This is a genomic window from Mesorhizobium sp. M0051, assembly GCF_040323235.1.
Lineage (GTDB): Bacteria > Pseudomonadota > Alphaproteobacteria > Rhizobiales > Rhizobiaceae > Mesorhizobium.
Map to the genome: position 1 here is coordinate 105,091 of NZ_JAMYUT010000018.1, position 21,842 is coordinate 126,932.

Here is a 21,842-nt window from a genome sequence, read left to right on the forward strand (position 1 = left end):
GGTATCACTTGCAGACGAGCAAGGTGCGCAACCGTCAGGAGCCCCCAATCCACCGCCAGCGGCAATACCTCAAAGCACTACGGTCACTCCAGGTATGGCAGGTGGCGCTCAGCAGCCCGGTACCAACCCAAACACGGGGCCGACTAATCCGTCCCAAGCGCCGAGCCCGTCAGCCCCCGGCGTGATAGTGACTGTACCCTTTTAATGAAACCGCTTGCCCTTGCTTTCGACTGGGTGCGTGCCCATAAAGCCGGAACTGCAGCAAGTTTGTGGAGGAAGATGGCGGTTAGTTCAGCAGTTAGGTCAGTTGTACTGACGCTTGCGTGTATCGTCGTTGGCACTGTCTACGCGCAAGACGCAAGACCCCACGCCTTTGTGAATGACGACAGCCAGTTTGTAGATATTTGGTAGAATCAAAACGGAACGGTCGCCATTAAGGCAAGCAATGGAAAGCCAAATAGATATATGAGCATTCGAGTTATTGTGTATTTCTTCTCTAATGGTGCTCAGGTAACTAGCAGGGAGTATCGGAATATCAACTGCGTCGCCCCCGACGGATACGGTCCGGGTAAAGAGTGTTGGTTCGAAAATATGACCGGTCCGGGCGTAAGTGGAGTTACAAAGATAAGTGGTGAAACCCACAAGCAGTCCTGATCGGGAAGGGACGGCTAGGGGGTGAACGACAGTTCAAAGAGGACTATCCCTCGTCGCGGCGTTGCCGGTCGCTTCATACCATTCGGCGGCGTCCCAGGATGATGATCCTGAACGCGTTTCCAAAGCCGCTCGCGGACGTCGCGATTTGCGTTGATGAACGCTGAGCCGACATAGCGCCCTGGTTGCCTGTCGGCCCTGAGGGCGAACGCTGGCTTTCCGGTTTCGCGCTCGACGCCGAGTAGATCATATTCGTTGATCTCGTAGCTCTTGGTCTTCAGCCACGCTGTCGAGCGGCCACTGCGATATTTGCTGTCACGGCGCTTCGACACCATGCCTTCGAGACTAGCCTTGTCGACAAGATGATAAATCGCCTTTGCCTCGCCGGTCAGCGGCTGGCTGAATTGGATGCGGATGTTGGCGGGGATCATGCTCTCAAGGATTTCACGCCGCTCTTCCAGCGCCATACCGCGCAAGTCGTGGCCGTTCAGATGCAAGAGACCGAAGGCGACGAAGTAGAGGATCGGCGGGTGATGGCCTTCCGCAGTTCTGAGAAGTCGGAAAGGCCAGCTTCGTTTAGGACGATGACCCCGCCATCGGACGGGTGTAAATCCGGGTCCCATCCTCGTCGATCATCTGTGAGCGGTAGCCGTCGAACTTCACCTCGTGAGTCCAGGCGTCGCCCTCTGGAGGCTTCTCCACGAGAGTCGGGATCAACGGCTCGACAAACTTCAGACGCATGAACCAGCCCCACCGGCGATTCAGTGCGCATTTCGCAAAAGCCGGACAGGGGGGTTACGCTAATTCCCGGACTTTGGTTCGCTAATGTCGGGACAGTTTGGCGGCGTTGGTCCTCGGGTGCCTTGTTGCGTTCATGGATGATTGATTTCGCCGTTTTCGGTGCCGGTCAAGAGGGGCGCTGCTTTTTGCTTTCGCCCCTGGAGCACGATGCGGTGGGCGTTGTGAACGATCCTGTCGAGAATGGCGTCGGCGACGGTAGGGTCTGCGATCAGGTCATGCCATCTGGCCACTGGGACCTGGGCGGTGATCAGGGTGGATTTGCGGCGATAGCGTTCCTCGACGATTTCGAACAGATGGAAGCGCTGTTGATCGGTGAGGGAGTGGGTTCCGAAGTCATCGAGGATGAGCAGTTGTGCGCGGGTGAGTTTGTCGATGAGGCGTGGAAAGCGGCCATCGAGACGGGCGAGCGCCAAATCCTCGAACAGGCGCGGCACGCGCACATAGAGCACGGAATGATCGAGCCGTGCCGCTTGCGGGCCGAAGGCGCAGGCCAGCCACGACTTGCCGGTTCCGGTCTGGCCGGTGACGATCAGGTTCTCATGCGCCTTCAGCCATTCACCCTGCGCGAGCGCCATGGTGCTGCGCCGGTCGAGCCCGCGCGGCGCGGCAAAGTCGATGTCCTCGATGCAGGCTTCGGGAAAGCGCAGCCTGGCTGAGGCGAGCCGGTTCCGGACGCGCTTGTCGGCCCGTATGGCGACCTCGCGGTCGAGCATCAGGCCGAGCCACTCGTCACGGCTGAGCTCGTTGGCGTTGTTCCGTTCGGCCAGTTCGCGCCAGGCGGCAGCCATGCCGGCCAGACCGAGGGCCTGCATCTGGTCGAGGGTGGGGTTCATGAGAATTCTTTCTTCCTTTCCTTCACTGGTAATAGGTGGAGCCGCGGATGTTGGCGTGCTGGGGTGTCGGCTTTGCCGGTTCTGCGGAGCTGGCTCGGTCGAGGCCGGCTTTGAGGATGGCGGTGACGGAGGAGTAGGCGATCGCGTTGATCAGCAGCGCCCGCTCGCAGGCGGCGTCGAGACGCTCCGGCCCATAGCGCAGCGCCAGCGACAGGATGCCCATGGCCGAGCGGTACCCCTGCTCTGGATGTGGCCGGTCGCGCATCATGCGCTCAACCAGAATGGCGACGTTGGGGCCGATCCTTGCCGCCCGGCTGATCAGGCTGGCCGGTGTGGTGTTGGCGTAGCGCTGGTGCGCCTTGGGCATGTGTTCGTTGACGGTGACATGGCCGGAACGCTGCGAGCGACGCACATGGCTGGCGACACGCTGGTGATCGTGGAAGATCTCGACCACTCGGTGCGTGAGCCGCACCTCGACGGTGCGCCCGATCAGCCGGTGCGGCGCCGAGTAGAAGGTCTTGTCGACCTCGACATGGTAGTCAGGATGGACCTTCGCCGACTTCCACTCGGCGTATTCGAACGGTGCCGCCGGCAGCGGCTTCAAGGCAGCCCGCTCGATCTCCTCGAACAGTTCGCGGCGGCTTTGGCCGACATGGCGCATCGGCCGGTTGTTCAACTCCTCGAGCAGTTCGGCGATCGCCGCGTTGAGCTCGGCGAGCGAGAAGAAGGACCGGTTCCTCAGCCGTGCCAGGATCCAGCGCTCGATGATCAGCACCGCGCCCTCGACCTTGCCTTTGTCGCGCGGCTTGCGGCTGCGGGTCGGCAGGATGGTGGTGTCGTAATGCTCGGCCATCGCGGCAAAGGTCGCGTTCAGCGTCGGCTCGAACCACAGCGCCTTGACGACACCGGCCTTCAGTTTGTCGCACACGATCGCTCTGGTGACGCCGCCGAAGAAGGCGAGCGCTCGCACCTGGCCCTCGATCCAGTCCGGCAGCTTTTGGCTGGAGCTGGCAAAGGCGAAGGTCAGATTGGAGGCGCCCAGCACCGCGACAAAAATCTGCGCCGGGTAAATGGCGCCGGTCGCCGGATCAATCACCGGCACCGTCTGCCCGGCATAGTCCATCTGCATCACCGCGCCCGCCGCATGCCGATTCCGGAATGTCGCGCTCGTCCGGCGCTCGAAAGCGGCGAAGTGCTCGCAGAACCAGGTGTAGCCGTAGCCGTCGGGATGGGCGGCGCGATACTCCTGCCACAACAGCGTCAGCGTCACCCCCCTTGCGCTTCAACTCCCGGGCGATCAGCGCAAAGTCCGGTTCGCTCAGATCTTGCGGCGGACGACCGGCACGGCCGAACAGTAGCCGCTCAAGCGTCGCGTCGTCATGGCCCGGCGGCAGCGGCCAGCATGACAGCCCCTCCTCCCGCGCCCGCAGCAAATAGGTCGATACTGTCGTCTTACTGATCTTGAGCCGTTCCGACACCTCACGCACCGAAAGACCCTGCTCATGGGTCAGGCGCAAGATCGCTTGGATATCCCTCACGCTCGTTCGTCTCGCATGCTTCCGTCTCGGCATGGCCCCTCTCAACATCATCGTGAGAGGCCAAACTGCCAGAACGGCGCAGCCAAGAACCGACCGCTAAATCCGCTCCCGAAAACTGTCCGGGATTTAGCGGAATCGCTGTCCGCGAATTACTGAAATCACTGTCCGGGATTTAGCGAAGGGTGTCCGGGAATAACCGAAACACGCAGATTCAGTTAGCTTGGGCTGAAATAGTTCCCGAATTGAAAAGCCCGGCAAAATGGCCTCAATGCCCACAAGCGGGTCAGAGCCAGAATCGGTGATTCGACCAATTAGAGGACTTCAACGGCTTTAACGGCGACAATTCTCTTAGTTTTTCAGAGGCTTTAGTTTGCGGAGCCCCTTTAATAGCTATCTGCGTCATTGGAAGGCGTGGACCGCTTCGCACAGCCAACCCGAATGGGAGGCTTTCGTCGCTGCTGGGTGCATAGACGATCTAACTGCTAGAAAGTGGGCCGGCTCTGTCCGGTGGGCGAAATGGTAGCTTGCAAACCATAATGATCCTGGCTCGCCGTCCAAGCAGCCTGAGATTGGGCGTCAGCATCGTGGTCCCTCCTGCAGGCGCGCCTATCTCAAACTTTCGGATCAAAATCGTGCAAGGCGCTTAGGCAAGAGGGCGAGGCGATGAGTACTTTTAGCCGATATCCGAGCCGCTCGCGTCGTCGCCGGCTAGTTCTCAGTCGACGTCGCCTGGGTCGGGTGTGTCTCCCCGCTTGAGTAGCAGATTGACGCGATAGAACCCAAAGTTATCCTCGAATTTGTGGTCCCAGGCGATGATGTATATGTCGCCGTCGACCGTGGCGCGCGCTGACGGCCGATCACGGGTAACGAAAAACGCGTTCTTCACTTGGGGCGGGTAGTTCTTGGCCACTCGGTCGCCCGGCTCCTTGATCCAATTCTCACGATGGTCATTGTTTCCACTCGTGATTGGCCCCCCGGCCGCAGGCATAGAAATCAGAATACCGCCCTCTTGACGCGCCTTATGTTGACTCCCTGGGTCCACTCCGAACGCGTCTCTCCTCTTCGTTTTGACTTTCTCTTCCTTCCATTGCTCCTGAGCGTATTTCGTAGCTGCGGTGACCAAGGGAACGATTTCTGGCGCCCCGAATGCCGTGGCAGCGATACCTGCTCCCACACCGACAACACCGATGAAGCCCGCTACACCTTCGTTCTTGGTGTCCTCGGAATATGACGCAATCCCGGACGCGGAAACGACCTCAATCGTGTCACCCTTGGTCACGCCGGTGATGAGAATTCCCAGCACATCGGCGGGGTTCACAAAGGCGACAACGGCCAGTTCCTCATCCGCGGGGTCCCAGGGCAACGTTTGTCCAAAACCCTTCGGCGCGTCGCCGATGACTTTTGGAATGGAGTTCGCCTTGGCATCGCTCCCCGCAAGCGCAAGAATCGTTTCCGACGACTTGAGCGACCGAACCTTTCCATAGATCGCGGTCTTTTTTCTCAGCCAAGCCGACGAGCTTGAGACGACTTTGCCGCCGCCTTTGGCAATGGAAGCCTGGGCTTCAGAATAGTTTCGCCGGAAATCAGTCTTGCTGGTCTTTTGGGCCAGCGTAGGGGCTGCCATGATCAGGCACATGGCAAAAGCAGCCGACGCTAGAACTGAAAAACGGCCTAGAGACCTAGTGGCATACGGGAATGACCAACTCATCGCATCCTCCCTGGGCAAGCTTTCCTCGACCTTTTCGCTGCGTTTCACCGCCAGCTCGACAGAAGCCAACCAATCCGCCACGCTGTCTAAATTTAAGGGCTTCAGTTTTCTGAGTGGTTTCAAGGGGCCACCCGATGAGTCGGGGGTGAAGAGCATCCGATCACCAGCCGTGTCAAAGAGCCAGCCGTCTTGGAACCATCCTCTGTAACGCCCCGAATAGTCGTATATTTTTGCCGTTATTCAGATAGCCAACGGGGTTTCCGGTCGTCCAAGTAAAAAGGTGCTCGGCTTCGAAGTGCTTCCACATCGATGGGTTGTTGAGCCCACCTTCGCTTGGTTCGGTCGCAACCGCCGTCTCGCCAAGGATTTCGAGGCCACCGTTGAAAGCTCAACAGCTTGGCTCCTCCTCGCCTCAACTCGCCCTGACTGGGCGGGGAGCTTCCTGTCGCGAAAGTGTCTCGCTCGGCCCGACTTCAATTGCAATCGATCTTAAGTGCCGCTGCCCCGTGCGGTCCGCCCGACTTATCGACAACCTTTTGAACAGTGGCGTTGGCTCGCATGTTCGCGCTGCAATATGCATTGATTATGTTCGCCTTCTGCTGAGCCCAGCTTTGACTTCCGAAGGCGTTGTTGAAGTCGTTCGTCGTATACTCTTTAGCAGCCGCGATGGGAATGTCGTCTTGTACACCGGGAGCTCCGTCATCTCGCACAACGATATAGATAGACATCATGTAAAGGGATACAACTAGAGCCCTCTGTATCAACATCCTCGCCTCCTATGGGTTTTTGTTACGAACTCATCTTGGCCGGTTAGACTGGCAGCTATAGACGCCACGTCTGCAGTAGATCCTTCCGTTCCTCCAAAGGGTTCGATCAGATTGCCAGCTTAAGGTATTGGGCATTCTCCATCCGCAGAACATCAGGTCCAGGTGTCGTCCAATGGAGAGTTTTGATTTTGTGGGTCGAGAGTTCTACGGAAGCAGACATGTACCCCATTCGTTCCGGTACCAGGAAAAGCCTCTCTATATCCTTTTGCCACCGATTTATCCGCGATTATGGGTTTTTCACAGTCTTGCGCATTGCCTTTGGCAATCTGCAGGCGCGGCGGTTGGTCCCAGCTATCCATAGTTAACGTGACGTCAGCCAAGGCTGCGGTCGACCAAATCGACATTGTTTATCGAAATAACCAAGGTGAAAGTCTTCACTTGAGTCTCCGCCTTCATTTCTTCCATGCAGAAGCGGTCTGCGGCAATCATGGCAGATCGCTGCGGCATCGGCAGAACCGACGGTATTGAATAGTAGGAGCTGCGAATATAATGCGACTCATTTTTTCTAAGTGCAAGTCCAAATCATGTGGTGTTCATTCGAGCTTACTTGAGGGCGTCGACAAGGAACAGGACGCGGGCAGGCGCGGGGCGAGCTTGAAGCGTTCTGCAGGGACCGTGGGCTGACCATTGCTGCCACCTACGAGGAGAACGAGAGCGGTGCGTCGTTGCAATGGCCAGAGCTGCTGCTCATAGACAGCAAGCCGGGCCCGGCTGTGGCGGGAAAAGCCGGCCAGCTGTTCTTGCCCCCCCCCGAGGCGTTTGACTGGATATCCAGCCAGGGTCGTAGCCTGTGCGTGGTGCAACTTTTTCAATCTAGCTGGAGAGATGCAGGGACACGCCCTCCGGAACACGGCCGCGTCACGTGCCGATATATGCCACGGTAACAAACAAGTGATCTTAGACAGCACTGTCGGTCGTGAGGGCAACTGGACATATCACCGCAAATCCTTGTGCGAGAGACAAAAGTCTCACTGCGGACCCGTTGTTTAACACTGCCAACGTGGTATCATCGATAGAGTTTAAGGGGGTTCGCCGTGGCTTCGTCGACTTCACAGATGGCTTTGCCAAGCTTCATCCTTTTATCCCTTCTAGGAATGACTCTCGCCTCTCGCGGCGAAGAAGTCATCGCTCAGAATGCAGCTTCTTCTATTTGTATATGCCAGTACGAAAATGGTAGCCAAGGCGCTTGGTTTAACTTCAGACCAGCTAATTGGGGTACCCCAAACCCGTTGGATGTATACGCCACTGGTTGCGTCGATACTGGTCTATGCGGACCTATCTCTGAAACACAGCGCTACGTGACAGGTTCCTTTATAATTACGCCGACATCATTTTCGACCGTGGGTAACCTGTATGGAGTTATGGGGTCATTGAGTAATCGGAAATAAACTCCATCGCATTTCTTTGCCCTCGTCATCGGTGTATTAATCGTGGCTCCCCAGGCCAGTTCGGATGATAAAGCGACAGCAATTACGTCATCGTTTCCAAAACTGACCCTCGATCGGCGTCCAATTTTGGGTCAGACTCAATCTCGCTGCATGTGCAGGGTGATGTCGCGCAATTTTCGAGAGGGAATCAGCGCGATGGAACAGAGATTTGGGTCGACGAGACTGGCGCCGGCGGGGTTACTCGTCGAGCATGCCGAAATCAACACGGATTGTGTATTTCTTGACGTGCGCGCAACGGCGCTTTCGGCAACGTGCCCGTGCTGCGGGACCACTTCACGCCGAACCCAGAGCCGATATATGCGGCAAGCCGCCGATCTGCCCATCGCTGGCCGGCGGGTGGTCTTGCGGGTGACGGTTCGCCGTTTCTGGTGCGACGCTGTTCTTTGCCGCCGCCGCATTTTTGCCGAACGGTTTGGCGCCGATGTTTTGGCCCCGTTGTCTCGAAGAACCGGACGCCTTGAGACCATCGTTCATCACTTGGGACTGGCGCTTGGCGGCAGGCCGGCTGCGGCCTTTGCCGATCGCCTCATGATGCCGGTGAGCAACGATACCTTGTTGCGTGTCGTGCGCCGCAGGACTGAACAGCCGCGTGATGAGCTCGCCATCATCGGCATTGACGACTTTGCATTCCGGCGCGGTCAGCGATACGGAACGATTGTCTGCGATCTCGAACGCCGCAGGCCAGTGACATTGCTGCCTGATCGCGAGCAGGCGACATCGCAGGCATGGCTCATGGGCCATCCGTCCATCACGACCGTCGCGCGTGATCGAGGTGGTGGATATGGCGAGGCGATCACCAAGGCGTTGCCGCATGCCGATCAGGTGGCCGACCGCTGGCACCTTATGGAAAACGCCAGCCGAGCCTTTCTCGACGCGGTTAGCAAATCCATGCGGCAGATTCGAAAGGCCGTCGGCAGCACCATCATAGATCCGAGGCTTCTCACCTATGCCGAACGGCTACAGTATGAGGGATATCAGCGCCGGCAAGAAACCAACGAGGCCATTCTGGAATTGTCGAAACAGGGCTTTCCGATCAAGCAGATCGTCAAGCGTACCGGGCATAGCCGCAAGCTCGTCCGTAGCGTCCTGCGCGGCCAGCGCTCCGATGTGTTCCGCGTCCGACAAAGCTCGCTCGAGGAATGGCTCTCCTGGCTGGACAGCCGTTGGGGGCAAGGCGCGCACAATGCATCGGCGCTCTGGCGCGAAATGCGAGAGAGGGGCTTCCGCGGCCAGATCGGCGTCGTCTCTGAATGGGCGCGGCGCCGACGGCTGGCCGAAAAGGCCGATCAAAGCGCGCTTGCCCGCACGCCCTCGGCGCGAACCATCGCCAGGCTCATGACGCTGGCGCGTGACGACCTGTCCAAATCGGACGCTGTACTGATCGCGGCAATCGAGAGCAATGTTCCTGACCTCGTCACCGCGCGAACGCTGATCGACGACTTTCAGCAGATGATCCGATCAAAGGCGGTCGCAAAACTGAACCCTTGGCTCGAGGGCGCGAAGGCAAGCCTCGTCGGCTCCTTTGCAAACGGGGTCGAAAAGGACATCGCCGCAGTCCGCAACGCCATTATCTCTCCGTGGTCGAATGGCCAGACCGAAGGCCAGATCACCAAGCTCAAACTCATCAAGCGGCAAATGTACGGCCGCGCCAAGATTGATCTTCTCCAGGCGCGCCTCGTCGGTGCAAGTTAGGCTGTGGCCGCAGCGAGAGTGCGTCAGAGCCCAATTTTGACCCCCTTATGTAATGCGCGGCGGTCAGCGTTCGCCCGGGCGGAGCTGGTCAGGGTTGCGCAGCCCGGGCGAACGCGGATGGCGCTTGGCAGCTTGATGGGGTGATCAGGCGCGGTTCTTGAAGCGCCGGGATTCGTTTCCGGTCTCGATGATCTCGCAATGATGGGTGAGACGGTCAAGCAGCGCTGTCGTCATCTTGGCGTCGCCGAAGAAGGCGGGCCATTCTCCGAACGCCAGGTTGGTGGACGATGATCGAGGTCCGTTCGGCGATACGGCCCTGCTTGCCGCCGCGATGCTCGGTTTCTCGAGCCGGTTGACGAGATCGACGACGTTGAAGAAGCGGCCACGTGCGCCGTTGCGGGTCAGGGCGCGGGCAATGGCGACGGGATGCGGGGCGCCTATGACGAGGTCTTGGCGACAGGCATCAAGCGCCAGCACGAGCCGCCGAGGATCGTCGGCGATCTGGTATCGGCCGAGATCGCCAAGAAGCAGGCCCGCTCCATCAAATACCAGCTCACCGTCGCCAAGCTGCCGATCGCCAAGGACATCGATGAGTTCGACTTCGACGGCACGCCGGTCAATGAGGTGCTGGTCCGGGACCTTGCCAAGGGCACCTTCGTCGCCGATCAGCGCAACGCCGTGCTCATCGGCGGCACCGGAACCGGCAAGTCGCATCTGGCCGTAGAGCTTCAGCGTGCCCATCAGTTCCAGAACCTGCGTGCGTTCCATCAGCTTGCCCTCCTGAGGCTGTCGTAGCGGGCGCAGTCGGCTTGCGGTTCGTGCTGCAGGCGAAGAGCGTCCGGGTGAGAATGGTGACTGCCTGCGCCGGATCGCGCTGCCGCGCCAGGATATTGATGATGACGGCGGATGAGCAGACATTCTGGTCGAGCGCGTCCTGGCAGGCAGCCTCCACGGCATCGATGCCGTCGGTCAATACCGTGGCCAGGATTGACACCATCTGCCGATCGCCGTCATGCGCCGCTTTTAATCGGCGTCGGATACGCTCCATCGCTGGTGGCAGAGCCCAGTCCCGGAATGGCGCGCCATTGCGCAGCGCACCGGGCTTGCGGGCAAGCACAGGGACGTAATGCCAGGGATCGTAGACCGTCTCGTTCCGCCCGAAGGAGCGGGCATGTTCGGCGACGACCACGCCGTCCTGGCGGATGACGATCCTGTCGGCATAGGCATAGATCTCGACCGGGCGGCCGACGGCCGTCGACAGGACCGAGTATTTGTTGGTGTCGAAGCGGACCGTGCAGGTCTTCGACACCGAGGCCGACACCGTGTGGAATCCGTCGAAGGGGCCTCGATATCCGTGCCCTTTGCCTTGCCCGTCATTAAAAAGTGGGCTGTGCAAGACCTTTTCACCGAACAACCCTGCGGTTAGTTCATCCCGTATCTGCGCTGCTTGAAGAGAATGAACGTTGTTGGGAGCAGCCATCCCACATTGTGCCACCGATGCTCTGGAAAACCCGATGGTTTCGGACTGTCCGGGATTGCGGCTTGCCGGAAAATGCCAATTCCCTCGATGCGGCCATCGCGCGCCAGAACGACAAACTCGCCAGCGCCAGCACCTTCAATGATCGACCAATGCCACCGAGGCGCTTTTAGTGTTCCGTCCTTGCGAACCGATCTGTTGGGGCACCATAGCGCCTCGATGCTAATTGCGCGGCGAACCTTTCACCGAGATTGACCCATCAAACGCTCATGACAGCCTCCCCAGCGCTGTAGAAACTCGCAATGCGATGCCTATCCTATCCCCTTCGCTACCCGCAAGATCACCAAAACCCCGGGCTCTGGGGTCCTCGTCGTCAAACATAAACGCTGGTTTATGTTTTAAAGCCTCCTGCTCCGGTGCAATTAAGACACCGCCACTTGTGTCCCACACCGAATCCCGCAGCATGATCCGCCAAGCCCTAGCCTTGTCAACGTACGAGGCACGTGGCTGGACAAACGTTGTAGGGAAGGATGGCTCCCCGCTGGACCGAAACTTCGTGTCGAACAGCCAAGCGGCGGGACGTCGGTCCGGCAAAACGGCGAATAATCTCAGCTCGGGCGATCCTCGTGGCGAGGTGAGCCTACGGCACTTGAGGTGGGAGCGCATGCTTTCAGTATCGAGCGCGTCAGCGACCGCCGATGAAATTCTGCTGAGCTGGCGAGTAAAGGCGCGAGAAAAGCTTGTCTTGGCGCTGCGCAGCTTCGCGCGGGCGTGGTTCGGCGAGAAGGTTGACGGTCGCAACGCGCGTCGACCTTGGCCGGCTGGTGGCTCAGCCTTGCTTTAACGACTAAATTAATTCACCTGCAACATGCAGATCGTCGGCCTGGCCGACAAGGCGGTGGCCGAAAGCCGCGAGCGGGTGCAGGCAGCACTGCACCCATCCGGCCTGTCGATGCCGTCGAAGAAGGTTACGGTCTATCTGGCGCCCGCCGACCTGCCCAAGGAGGTAGCCAGCGGCCACGGCGCCGGCGGAGGGACAAATGATATCGCAAAACGCTTCAGTCCGTGGGGCTTTCCTCGTCAGTGCATAAGGCATTGGCAGGCGACGAGCCAGTCTCCCACGGCATAAGTCACGAACGTTCGGGGCGCACTGCCTCTGCATCGAGCGATCCGGCCGGCAGCGGCCGCAAACGCTCGCCATCGGGCTTCGTTAGATTGAGCCAGGCGGCCCAGTTGTCGGGCTGAAGGACGACGACCTGGCGATTGTGATACGCGCGACATCCGACCCAGGATCAGTCGTCAGCATTGTGAAGGTGGGCGGCGTACTGCCCGCAACTTTACGCCTAGTCGCATGGCAAGGACGAAGCCATCCAAACAGCTTTCAGGAGCTGAGATCAAGCGCTTCCTGGCGGCGGCCGAGAACTGGATAAAAGCATCGTCTCTCCTTTAACTAGCCATCGGATCACGCGCCGCCCGCGGGTTACAATATCCGTTGCTAGGCTTCACGTCCAGGGCAGGTATCATTTTAGGCTCGGACCGCGTTAAGCGCTGGACTTTTCTGACTCATCAGTGTAACGTTTTTTTCCGAAACACACCATTCTTTCGGAACTGCCTGGCTTCGATAGTAAGCGAGCCAAGGCCCGCGATGTTATTGCCTGAAGTCGTGTTTCAATCTGTATTATTCCATAATGCCTGAATGAAGAATGCGGGGGGTGGAATATGCGAAATAGCTTGTCGTTGTTGGCTGCTACACTGTTTTCCATGATGGTGTTACCGTTGCATGCACGCGCCGATTATTATGTGGTCTGGCGATACGTATGCGTAGATGTAAGCTCCGGCGCCGATGCTGGCGATTGTGAAATTACGACGCGCTCACAGAACTCTTGCCAGGAAGCAATCAGCGCTCAGGGGGGGCAGGTTGCGTCGGTTGGCGGCGAACCGTGTGCTGTCTGCGGAAATATCACCGATATGTCCAAAAAGTGGACGGGGGCGATAAATAAGGTCACGGGCGGAGGTCAGTGCCAGGGGATGTAGCGGGATTCTCCCTGAGGCATCAAGCGTTGTAGGCAAGTGGTGTTGCGAGGAGGTTGTATGTCTCGTAAGAAAGCATTGATGTTCGCGCTGATTTTTTCTGCCTCATTGGCTTTCAAAGGCGGTATTGCTGCTGCGGATTATACAAAAAGGGTGTGTTTTGGCTCCGATCAAGCTAATGGGTGCCCAGTGTCCGCGGACATCATGCGAGGATGTACTGACGACGAGGAGACCGCCGCTGTTGTGGCCGCCTGCACAATTGTAAGCAACGGAACAAAGAAGGTTATGGACGGCCATGCCGACCGCCAGGGTACCCATTCAGGCGGCGCTTGTGGGTACACATGGTACTCCGTTACATGCTTCAATAAATGAAGAAATGGGAGAGACGTGATGCTTAACTTAAGAATTATCACGATAATTCTTGGTGGGGTCGTTTTGTTGTCCCCGAGCGCGTCATTAAGTGAAGCGGCGATCAAGGCCAAATTTCAGGACACGCACGCGTCCGCACCACCTATAAGATCGACGGTCTACCAACTGGCTCGCCCTAAGCAAATGTCGGTTATACCCGAGCAGGCTGTGCTGTGCAAAGGAGTTGGTGAGAGCTGCACCGAAGATGCTGATTGTTGCAGCGGTGCTTGCAACACGTTGGCTAACGGCGACAACAAGTGCATATGATTTGTTGCACCTGCTGCCGAGAATCCGCGTCTCCCCATGTGTTATTCGGTCGGAATCGGCACCGGCAGTAGCGTGCCAATTATTTGAAACGAGCCTTCGCCACCAAACGAGCTACCCCGCGGGCCGAGCGTGACGGCTCAAGCCCAATGAGCGGCCGCGCCAATGGTGACGCCCTGCGGAGTTGGAACCAGACAGCCCGTCTCTTTATGTTCCTGTCTGCTGCAGCGTTGGCGAATACGTCAGCAGTTGCGTCCGATATCACCGTAGTGTCCAACTGTCCGAAAACGGGTCTCATCCCAATTAAATTTAGGATCGACTGTTCTCACTTGGAAGATCCTGCAGCCAGGAAGCATTGCGGCATATTCGCGGAAAACCAAGCTTGCAAAGTTTTTCCCACATATCGGAAGATCACGGGAATCTTTGTCGAGCGTTTTTGTCTGACACTTAGCTATACGCTCTATGATCGCGCTAGCTGGCCGCATAATACTGGAGGCGGAACGTCATCCCGATGCCGGATCGACCAGCTGGAGGAATATGCACTCCGAGTGAACGCGAAATCGGCGATCGGTCCGTATGAACTTCATGAAATGCTTCACCAGTATCAGATGGCCGATAGGACATTAGGCCAGCTTACGGCGTTCCATCCGCTTTTCTCCTCCAGCATGCTGGAGGCTGAGTATCAGCTCGACGAGGGTGTGGCGTACGAGTTAGGAACTGAACGTCTCAAGCGAGAGATGCGGCGTTTGCAGACCTCCCTAGAGAAGAAAACAATCGGGGCCGCCGATAGGTGCAGGATCGCGCAGGCTGTGATCGAGGACGGACTCTACCTGCAGGACAGGAACAACGTCTATCAATTCTACCGCGCGCTTGCCCGCGGCCCGGAACGCGAGGCCGTTAATCAGATGAGCGCAATGCTAAATTCCTTGTCAGGCGGTAAGGTCAGGCAATTCTTAATCGCGCACGGCTGCGAGAGCTTCTAAGTTACGGGGGCTGCCACAAAATAAACTCGTGGCGCATCGTCCACCGGCCGAGGTCTCAATGGTTGAGTTCAACGGCAAGCTTGGCAATGACAACCAGCCGTCGTGACCGACGCGCCGTGCCTGCTTCCACAAGGCGCGGCCCCACAGCCGGGCCAGGGTTATTCTTGAAAGAGGGGGAAGGGCGGCTCTGCCCCCTCTCCCCTGCAAGGAGAAAATCGGTCTCCCCGTCCTTCCTCCACGCGGCCAGGGCCGCGCTCCGTGCAGGATCGACGCGGATCCGCATACGCGGATCGGCGCCGACCCGCGGCTTCGCCTTGAGCGGGTGATCCCCCTCCGATTTGTCCCCTTGCCCCCCTCTCCCCCGCTGTTCCGCACGAGCTCGGGAGCAGGAGCGGGGCTCCTGCCCCTTCGGGCAGGATTTCCGCTTCGCGGGAAACGGGAAAACAGGAGAGAAAAGCCATGACCGAGACAATCACCATCCCCCTCAACAAGCTGGATTTGGACCCGAAGAACGTCCGCAAAACCTACAGCGCCGAGGGCATCGCAGCGCTGGCGGCGAGCATCAGGGCTGACGGCTACAGGCTGTTGCAAAACCTTGTTGTCAGGAAGGGCGACAAGAAGGGCCGCTATTTCGTGACTGCTGGCGGGCGACGCCGCGCGGCGCTCAATCTGCTGGCCGAGAAGGCAGAGATCTCGAAGGATTTCCCCGTTGAATGCAAGGAGCGCGCGGGCGAGGACGCGAAGGCGACCAGTCTTGCCGAAAACGTCTTGCGCGAGGACATGCATCCGGTCGACCAGTACGAGGCGTTCCGCGATCTGGCGGACGAAGGCAAGTCGGTCCCCGATATTGCCGCACGGTTCGGCACGACCGAAACGATTGTGCGCCGCCGCCTTGCCCTTGGTCGCGTGTCACCGCGCCTCTTGGAGGCTTACCGCAACGAGGATATGACCTTTGACCAGCTTTCGGCCTTCACGATCAGCGACGATCACGAGGCGCAGGAACGGGTATGGAATGAACTGCCAACGTGGAACCGCTACGCATCAAACATTCGTTCCGCACTTGCTGGCGAGGGCGTTCGGGCAAGCGACAAGCGGCTCAAATTCCTTGGCGGGCTGGACGCCTACGAGGCGGCAGGCGGAACCGTCAAGCGCGATCTGTTTGATGACAAGGAAGGCGGTTTTGCGGTCGATGTCTTGAGGCTAGATGCACTTGTCGCAGCCAAGCTTGAAAGCGCAGTCGAGGCCGTGAAGGCGGAAGGCTGGAAATGGGTCGAGATCATGCCCGATGTATCTTATGACACCTTCCAAGCCTACGGACGGCGCTATCCCGAACAGGTGCCGTTGTCCGAGGCCGAACAAGCCGAACTTGACCAGCTCACCGCAGAATATGACGAGCTGGCGGAGTTGATCGAGGCCGAGGCCGTCGATGAAGGGGCCGACGCGAAGATCGAGGAAATCGACAAGCGGATCACCGCGTTGCAGGATCGCACAGAAGTCTATGCGCCGGAAGTTTTCGAGATCAGCGGCGCGATCGTCACGCTGACGAACTACGGCGATGTGCGAATCGAGCGTGGTCTTGTGCTGCCCGAGGATGACCGGGATGACGAGGCCAATGGCGACGGCAAAGGCGGCAACGGCGTTGAAAAACCACAGGACGCGGGACCGCCGAAGGTGACGCATTCGGCGGCGCTCATAGAGGACCTGACCGCTCAAAAGACGGCGGCGCTACGCGTCGAACTCGCGAACAATCACGATATAGCCTTGGCCGCCGTGGTTCACGCGATGCTGTTGAGCGTGGTCTATGATTGCTGCTCGAACGTAGATAGCGCGCTGCAAATCAGGCTGACACATGAGCATATCGAAACCAGCATGAAGCGGCGCGATGCCTGCCGAGCCGTGGCGGAGCTTGAAAGCATTCGCGAGACATGGGGCGATCATATCCCCGGCAACCCTGCCGATCTCTGGGAATGGTGCTTGCAACGGAACCGCGACGAACTGTTGTCGCTTCTGGCTTTTGCGGCGGCTCATTCCGTCAACGCGGTGCGGAAGCTTCACTGCTATGACAGGAAAGGCGCTTTCGAGCACGCAGACCGGCTTGGACAGGCTCTTGAGGTGAACATGACGAAATGGTTCGAGCCGACCGGCGACAGCTATTTCTCGCATATCAACCGTCAGAGCATCGAGGCCGTCATTCGTGAGGCGCAGGGCGATCAGGCCGCGCTTGCCGTTAAGGCAGCGGGCAAGAAGTCGGAAGCCGTCATCATTGCCGAACGGATGGTCGCGGATAGCGGCTGGCTTCCCGAGCCGGTGCGGATTTCCGTTCCTGCCGTCGAAACGAAGCGCGACGACGCTGATTTCGATGAAGAAACCCCGCATCCCGTAGCGGCTGAATAATCATCAGCCGCTTGCCGGTCGCGCTTTCTCCGGCGCGATCGGTTTGCCGCGCACGCCTGCCGCAAGCTCATCAATGCCTATGTCGAGAACCCTGCACATGTTGATTGGGCCGACATTCAGTATGCGCTTGCAGTGGCGCTTGAAGCCTTCGGCCTCTGGGAACGTTCATCGACGGCCGCTGATGCGATCGCGCCGGATCGACCGGCCCCGATCCGCATTGAGGGGAGGCCGTTCCCCCTCCCTCCGCTCCCCTCAAACTCTCTTCCCGCCCGCAGAAAAACCGGCTTGGAAACCAGGCCGGTTTTGCTGCCGTTCATATATCCGAGAAGGTATAGCAGATAAAGCGCGCACCGGAGAGTGTCGAGCTATGAAGTCCCTGAAAGCCTTGGGAGAGTGGTTTTGTTTGCTACCGGTGGTAGCGCAATTGTTGCGCCAAAATGGATATTCGAGTTATGGTTCTGCAAATCACCCGGGATCATGATTCCGAGTCACGCGAACTAGCGCCTACGACGGAGAAGACGAACCGACCAGAAAAAGAAAACCGCCCCGAAACGAATCCCGGAAGCGGTTTGCGAATAATCATTTTAGCCAAAATCTTTGTCGCAAACCTCCCTTCCTCTGTCAACCTGAAAAGCACCGTTTCGGTGAACGGGATTGTTTGTCTGGTCTCCACGACAAAGGAGACGAGAGTGGGAGAACCTATGCCACCGAAGCGGCCCATCGGCCGCCGAATGACATCGCAACGCGCCGAATATCGGCGACTGGCACAGTCGGCCGAGATCGGAGTGGTGACGCGTGGTCAGCTCGCCGTGCTCGCGCACAACCTGCCCTGCACAGGCTTGATCAACGCGACCGAAAGCCATCTTCTGGTCACCCTGATCAACACCGCGCCGGGCGAGGCCTGCGAGAAAGGCGGGCGGCCGATCATCTTCAAGTCCAACCAGCAGCTCGCCTTCGAAATCAATCGTTCGGCCGGCCGGGTGAGCCGCATGCTGTCGAGCCTCTTCGACACCGGCCTTGTCACCATGCAGGATAGTGGCAACTACAAGCGCTATCCGGTGCGCAGTGCCAGCGGCTCGATTGTCGATGGTTGCGGTATCGATCTGCGTATTCTTATTGTCCGCTACCGCGAACTCGACGATCTGGTGCGGCAGGCGAAGGCGGAGAAGGCGACCGCCCGCGCGGCGTTGCGGCGATATCGTGGCGCACTGCGCAATCTCCGGTGCGCTTTGGCGACCGTTACCGACCTTTCAGAGCGCGCCCGAGCACGGCACGAGGCGCGTCTTGAACGGGTCGTTGCCCTGGTTGGCACAGCCGCAAAAGCATCGAGCGGCGTGTTGCGCCGCGCAACGGCGCTTGTCGAGTGGTTCATCGAACGGGTGTTGCAGCTTCCACGTCGCCCGCAAGTCGCATCGGAAGCGGAAGAGTCGACATGCACGTATGCCGAAAACGACATGCACAAACAGACTACAACCCCTGATCCCATTATAAATAGTAACGAGAATTGGCGTTCGGCTGCCGCCGAACAACTCAATCTGTTAGAGGCGGGCTCCGCCAGCCAATGGGCTTATGAAACAAGCCTGGGGCGAGGTTCATACCAAGTCAACCAGCCGAAGCGCCTGCCGCATGTTGTTGTGGCGTTGCGGGACGTTTTACGGGCGATACCGGCGTTGAGAACTTACGGGTTTGCCCTGCCCCGGACTTGGGCCGATTTGGCGCGGCTGGTGCCCCAAATGTGCTGTATTGCCGGCATTTCCGACGATGCACGGCGCTGCGCTGTCGCCCAAATGGGCGAGCAGCAGGCGGCCGTTGCAATTGCGGTGACGTTGCAGAAATTCGACCGGCAGGAAGTTTCGTCGCCGGGCGGCTATTTGCGGGCGATGACAGACCGCGCAGCCGCCGGCGAGCTCCACCTTGCCCGCTCGGTGTTCGGGCTTGCGGCCCGCAATCTTATGGAGACGGTGAATTGATGTATCTCGTGCGTTATTTTCTCGCGGCCGTTGTTTGCATCAGCGTCGGCGCGGCCGATGCCGATCCGGCCAGTTGGTCTGGCACGGACCGCGTGATCGACGGAGACACGATCAGCGTGCGCCAGCAGCGCATCCGGATCGCGGCGATCGACGCTTGCGAACTCGACCAGACAGGCCTTCGCGACGGGGAGGTCTGGCGATGCGGCCTTGCAGGTCGGGCCTTTCTTCGGCGAATGATCGATGGGAAACACGTCCGTTGTCGGATCATCGACCGCGACCGCTATCGGCGCCTGGTGGGACAGTGCTTCTACGATGAAACCGACATCGGCCTGGCAATGGTCAGCGCCGGCCTTGCCGAATCCATGCTTCGATATCTGCCGTCGTCCCATGCGATCAACCTGGTCGAGTATGGCGAGGCCGAGAACAGCGCCCGAGACAGAAGGCTTGGCATCTGGTCGGCCGAGATCGAGAGTCCGCGTCTCTACCGGCGCGCCAAGAAGTCTCCGGCACCTTGAACTCTCATACCCAAGTCGGCTCCATACACTTTTAGGAGCAGTGAAGCAATGTGCTTCTCGAATCGTGCGACAAACGGCGGGAACGCGTTGCGATGCCGCGAAAGATGAATAAAATAAGACCACCTGTTGCGATTCAGGCCGTCCATCGAACCCGTGAGACATAGCCAATGATGTTCATCCCTCACTCCTCCAAGGCGGTTGCTTTTGACGCTCGTTCGCACGTCGACGCGGCTTGCGCAAATCCGGCGTCCGCAAAAATGTCCCCGCCTGCGGCTTCCTCGCGCAGCAAATTTTCCGGCCTCCCGGCTTCCTCCGCTCTCGCTTCGGCCTGCGGTGCGCACCGCTTTCCGCCGTGCCCGTGAACGATCATTGCAACCACCAAAGAGGAGTGACTGACATGTCCACCACCAACTTCATCCAGTTCGACACCGACGACCTGGACGCCGCCATGGGCAACGGCCTTGTCTCCACCATCGATCGCGACCTGGACATCCACGTTGTCCCGTTCAACTCGAGCAACGAGAAAGCCCCGACGCATCGCGTCTATGCCAAGTCACCGCGCGGGTATGACATCGAGGTCGGTGGCATCTGGAAGAAGACCAGCGAGGCGAAAAAGCCCTACTACACGCTTTCGATCAAGCGACTGGGCTTCAACGCCAATCTCGGCCGCTATCCCGGCCAGGACGATCCCACCCTGCAGGCGATCATCGAATGGGATCCCCGCGATTGATCGACGTGAAGCGCCCGGCCTCGAGCCGGGCGCATCCCTCACAAGGCCGATAAATGCCGCAAACCGCTCGATTTTCAGCGGTTTTTCTGCTAATGTTTGTCGCTATTGGAGATCTGTTAATGAATATCCATTCGACCCGTCCGGACCGCTCGCCGGAAGCCGTTGCAAAGCGCCGGAAGGCGACAGATCAGGCACGCGCGGCCAATATCCGGCAGGGCTACACGCACGATCCGGTACTGGAGGAAGCGACGGCGGCCTACGTCGCCGGCGACATCACACGCGAAGAGTATCGCCTGCGTGTCGTGCGTCCAGCGAAACGGGCATAGCCGAAACACCAACTGTCAAAGGCGAAAGGCCGCCTGCCCTACCCAGGCGGTTTTTTTTGGCCCCGCCGATGTCCGAGAGCCCTGCCAAAGGTTCCTATTTCTACCCGAACACATCGGACGATCCCGATCGTGCTGATGTGCTGCGCAACAGGTTCGGCATCGAGACTCATTCCGAACTCCGCATCGAAGAATACCGCGCCACGGCTTTCCGCATGGCGGAAATTGCCGAAGGTGACGGCCCGCAAGGGCAATTCGACAAGACGCACCTGAAAGCCATCCACAGCCACATCTTTCAGGACGTCTACGAATGGGCCGGGCACACCCGCAACGAAAGTCCGATCGTGGACGGGAAGCGTGTGGAGCCGATCGGTGGCCTCAACAAAGGCGGCACTGCGTTCCTGCACGGCTCGCGCATCGACATGGGGCTCGACGAGGCGTTGAAGCCTATCCGTGATCCCGACGTTTTGCGCGGCTCGACGCCAGAGCAGTTCGCCGAGCGTGCGGGCCAGGTCATGGCCGAGCTCAATTATGTACATCCCTTTCGCGAGGGCAACGGACGCACCCAGGAGGCGTTCATTGCCGAGATTGGCCGTCACTACGGTCATGAGGTCGATTTCACGGTCATCACCAAACCGCGCATGATGGAGGCGTCGATCGAAACCACGAACGACCCGTCAAGTGCCGCCATGAAACATGTGCTCGAGGACGCGGTAGACCCAAACCGCCGCGAAGCCGTTCGCGCCGCATGTTCCGACCTCGAGGCGCGCGGCGAGAATCCGTTTGAACACAACATTCGCACAGCCCGCCCAGGCGAAGAAGTGACCGGCCAGGTGCTCGGGCACGACGACCGTGTCGCCAGCATCGTCTCGGACGAACGGATCATCGCCGTCGATCGCGCGGACCTCCCGGAGCGACTGCCCGATGATGAAGCGGAAATCACCTTCACCGCCCGATCCGACTTTTCCCGCCTTGGCCGTGAGCAACAGGCCATCGAGGCGCCCGTGCAGGCCGAAAGGGCCGAAGCGACCCGGCAAGACACGCCGCCTGCCGAGCTGAAGGCCATCGAGACGGATATCGCGGCGCAGCGAGCGCGTGAGCGCGATAGCGATGACCGCGATCGGTGACAGCGTCCGCAGGCGGCAAGCTGCTCAGCGACCGTAGTTGACCGCCGGCGCGTTCGATGCGGCCGGCCGTCTCCATCCGTTGGGTGATTTGACGGACAAGCTACGACAGCCCCTCCCCCATG

General features: G+C 59.1%; 13 protein-coding genes and 5 pseudogenes. 12 read left to right on the plus strand and 6 right to left on the minus strand.

The features are described 5' to 3' along the window. Positions 1-668: 668 nt before the first annotated feature. The 4 genes and pseudogenes from NKJ90_RS19540 to NKJ90_RS19555 form a co-directional block, all read right to left on the minus strand. Positions 669-1,118, minus strand: coding sequence for an ATP-dependent DNA ligase (locus tag NKJ90_RS19540; protein ID WP_352486583.1), 450 nt, complete (start codon positions 1,116-1,118; stop codon positions 669-671). Between the two features lie 405 nt (positions 1,119-1,523). Then, positions 1,524-2,291 carry an IS21-like element helper ATPase IstB gene (istB, locus tag NKJ90_RS19545; protein WP_352486616.1) on the minus strand — a complete coding sequence of 256 codons (768 nt, stop codon included), beginning with the start codon at positions 2,289-2,291 and terminating at the stop codon, positions 1,524-1,526. 16 nt (positions 2,292-2,307) lie between these two features. Further along, positions 2,308-3,856, minus strand: a pseudogene (istA, locus tag NKJ90_RS19550) (IS21 family transposase). 682 nt (positions 3,857-4,538) lie between these two features. Next, on the minus strand, positions 4,539-5,771 hold the full coding sequence (locus NKJ90_RS19555; RefSeq protein WP_502904925.1) for a 4-fold beta flower protein: 1,233 nt from the start codon (positions 5,769-5,771) through the stop codon (positions 4,539-4,541). On the opposite strand from NKJ90_RS19555, the gene NKJ90_RS19560 reads away from it, so the two are divergent. Both NKJ90_RS19560 and NKJ90_RS19565 read left to right on the plus strand, forming a co-directional pair. Further along, positions 5,758-6,024, plus strand: coding sequence for a transposase (locus tag NKJ90_RS19560; RefSeq protein ID WP_502904926.1), 267 nt, complete (start codon positions 5,758-5,760; stop codon positions 6,022-6,024). The two genes, NKJ90_RS19555 and NKJ90_RS19560, sit on opposite strands and share 14 nt — an antisense overlap. A 1,917-nt stretch (positions 6,025-7,941) precedes the next feature. Further along, positions 7,942-9,498 (plus strand): ISL3 family transposase, encoded by a 1,557-nt coding sequence (locus NKJ90_RS19565; protein ID WP_352486585.1) that lies wholly within the window; start codon positions 7,942-7,944, stop codon positions 9,496-9,498. Positions 9,499-9,642: 144 nt separating this feature from the next. Here NKJ90_RS19565 and NKJ90_RS33550 read toward each other — a convergent pair. Next, positions 9,643-9,921, minus strand: a pseudogene (locus tag NKJ90_RS33550) (ATP-binding protein); the annotation flags it as partial. A gap of 3 nt (positions 9,922-9,924) precedes the next feature. On the opposite strand from NKJ90_RS33550, the pseudogene NKJ90_RS19575 reads away from it, so the two are divergent. Continuing rightward, positions 9,925-10,236 (plus strand): annotated as a pseudogene (locus tag NKJ90_RS19575) (ATP-binding protein); the annotation flags it as partial. A 29-nt stretch (positions 10,237-10,265) separates the two neighbouring features. On the opposite strand, the pseudogene NKJ90_RS19580 reads toward NKJ90_RS19575, so the two are convergent. Further along, a pseudogene (locus tag NKJ90_RS19580) lies at positions 10,266-10,849 on the minus strand (Mu transposase domain-containing protein); the annotation flags it as partial. Positions 10,850-11,843: 994 nt separating this feature from the next. Here NKJ90_RS19580 and NKJ90_RS19585 point away from each other — a divergent pair. The 9 genes and pseudogenes from NKJ90_RS19585 to NKJ90_RS19625 form a co-directional block, all read left to right on the plus strand. Continuing rightward, positions 11,844-11,981 (plus strand): annotated as a pseudogene (locus NKJ90_RS19585) (magnesium chelatase domain-containing protein); the annotation flags it as partial. A gap of 1,085 nt (positions 11,982-13,066) precedes the next feature. Then, a complete protein-coding gene (locus NKJ90_RS19590) occupies positions 13,067-13,378 on the plus strand; it encodes a hypothetical protein (protein ID WP_352486586.1) in 312 nt (103 codons plus the stop codon). 449 nt (positions 13,379-13,827) lie between these two features. Then, positions 13,828-14,661, plus strand: coding sequence for a hypothetical protein (locus tag NKJ90_RS19595; RefSeq protein ID WP_352486587.1), 834 nt, complete (start codon positions 13,828-13,830; stop codon positions 14,659-14,661). Positions 14,662-15,120: 459 nt separating this feature from the next. Beyond that, the gene (locus NKJ90_RS19600) at positions 15,121-17,055 is read left to right on the plus strand and encodes a ParB/RepB/Spo0J family partition protein (protein WP_352486589.1); all 1,935 of its coding nucleotides are present in this window, start codon (positions 15,121-15,123) and stop codon (positions 17,053-17,055) included. 701 nt (positions 17,056-17,756) lie between these two features. Beyond that, a complete protein-coding gene (gene repC / locus NKJ90_RS19605) occupies positions 17,757-19,025 on the plus strand; it encodes a plasmid replication protein RepC (protein WP_352486618.1) in 1,269 nt (422 codons plus the stop codon). Next, positions 19,025-19,540 (plus strand): thermonuclease family protein, encoded by a 516-nt coding sequence (locus NKJ90_RS19610; protein ID WP_352486590.1) that lies wholly within the window; start codon positions 19,025-19,027, stop codon positions 19,538-19,540. The genes repC and NKJ90_RS19610 overlap by 1 nt, the downstream gene beginning before the upstream one ends. Before the next feature lie 397 nt (positions 19,541-19,937). Then, positions 19,938-20,270: a DUF736 family protein gene (locus tag NKJ90_RS19615; RefSeq protein WP_352486591.1), complete on the plus strand. Its 333-nt coding sequence runs from the start codon at positions 19,938-19,940 to the stop codon at positions 20,268-20,270. A gap of 119 nt (positions 20,271-20,389) precedes the next feature. Next, positions 20,390-20,596, plus strand: a complete 207-nt coding sequence (locus NKJ90_RS19620) for an antitoxin VbhA family protein (protein ID WP_182574639.1) — start codon at positions 20,390-20,392, stop codon at positions 20,594-20,596. Between the two features lie 68 nt (positions 20,597-20,664). Beyond that, a complete protein-coding gene (locus tag NKJ90_RS19625; RefSeq protein WP_352486592.1) occupies positions 20,665-21,720 on the plus strand; it encodes a Fic/DOC family protein in 1,056 nt (351 codons plus the stop codon). Positions 21,721-21,842: the final 122 nt, after the last annotated feature.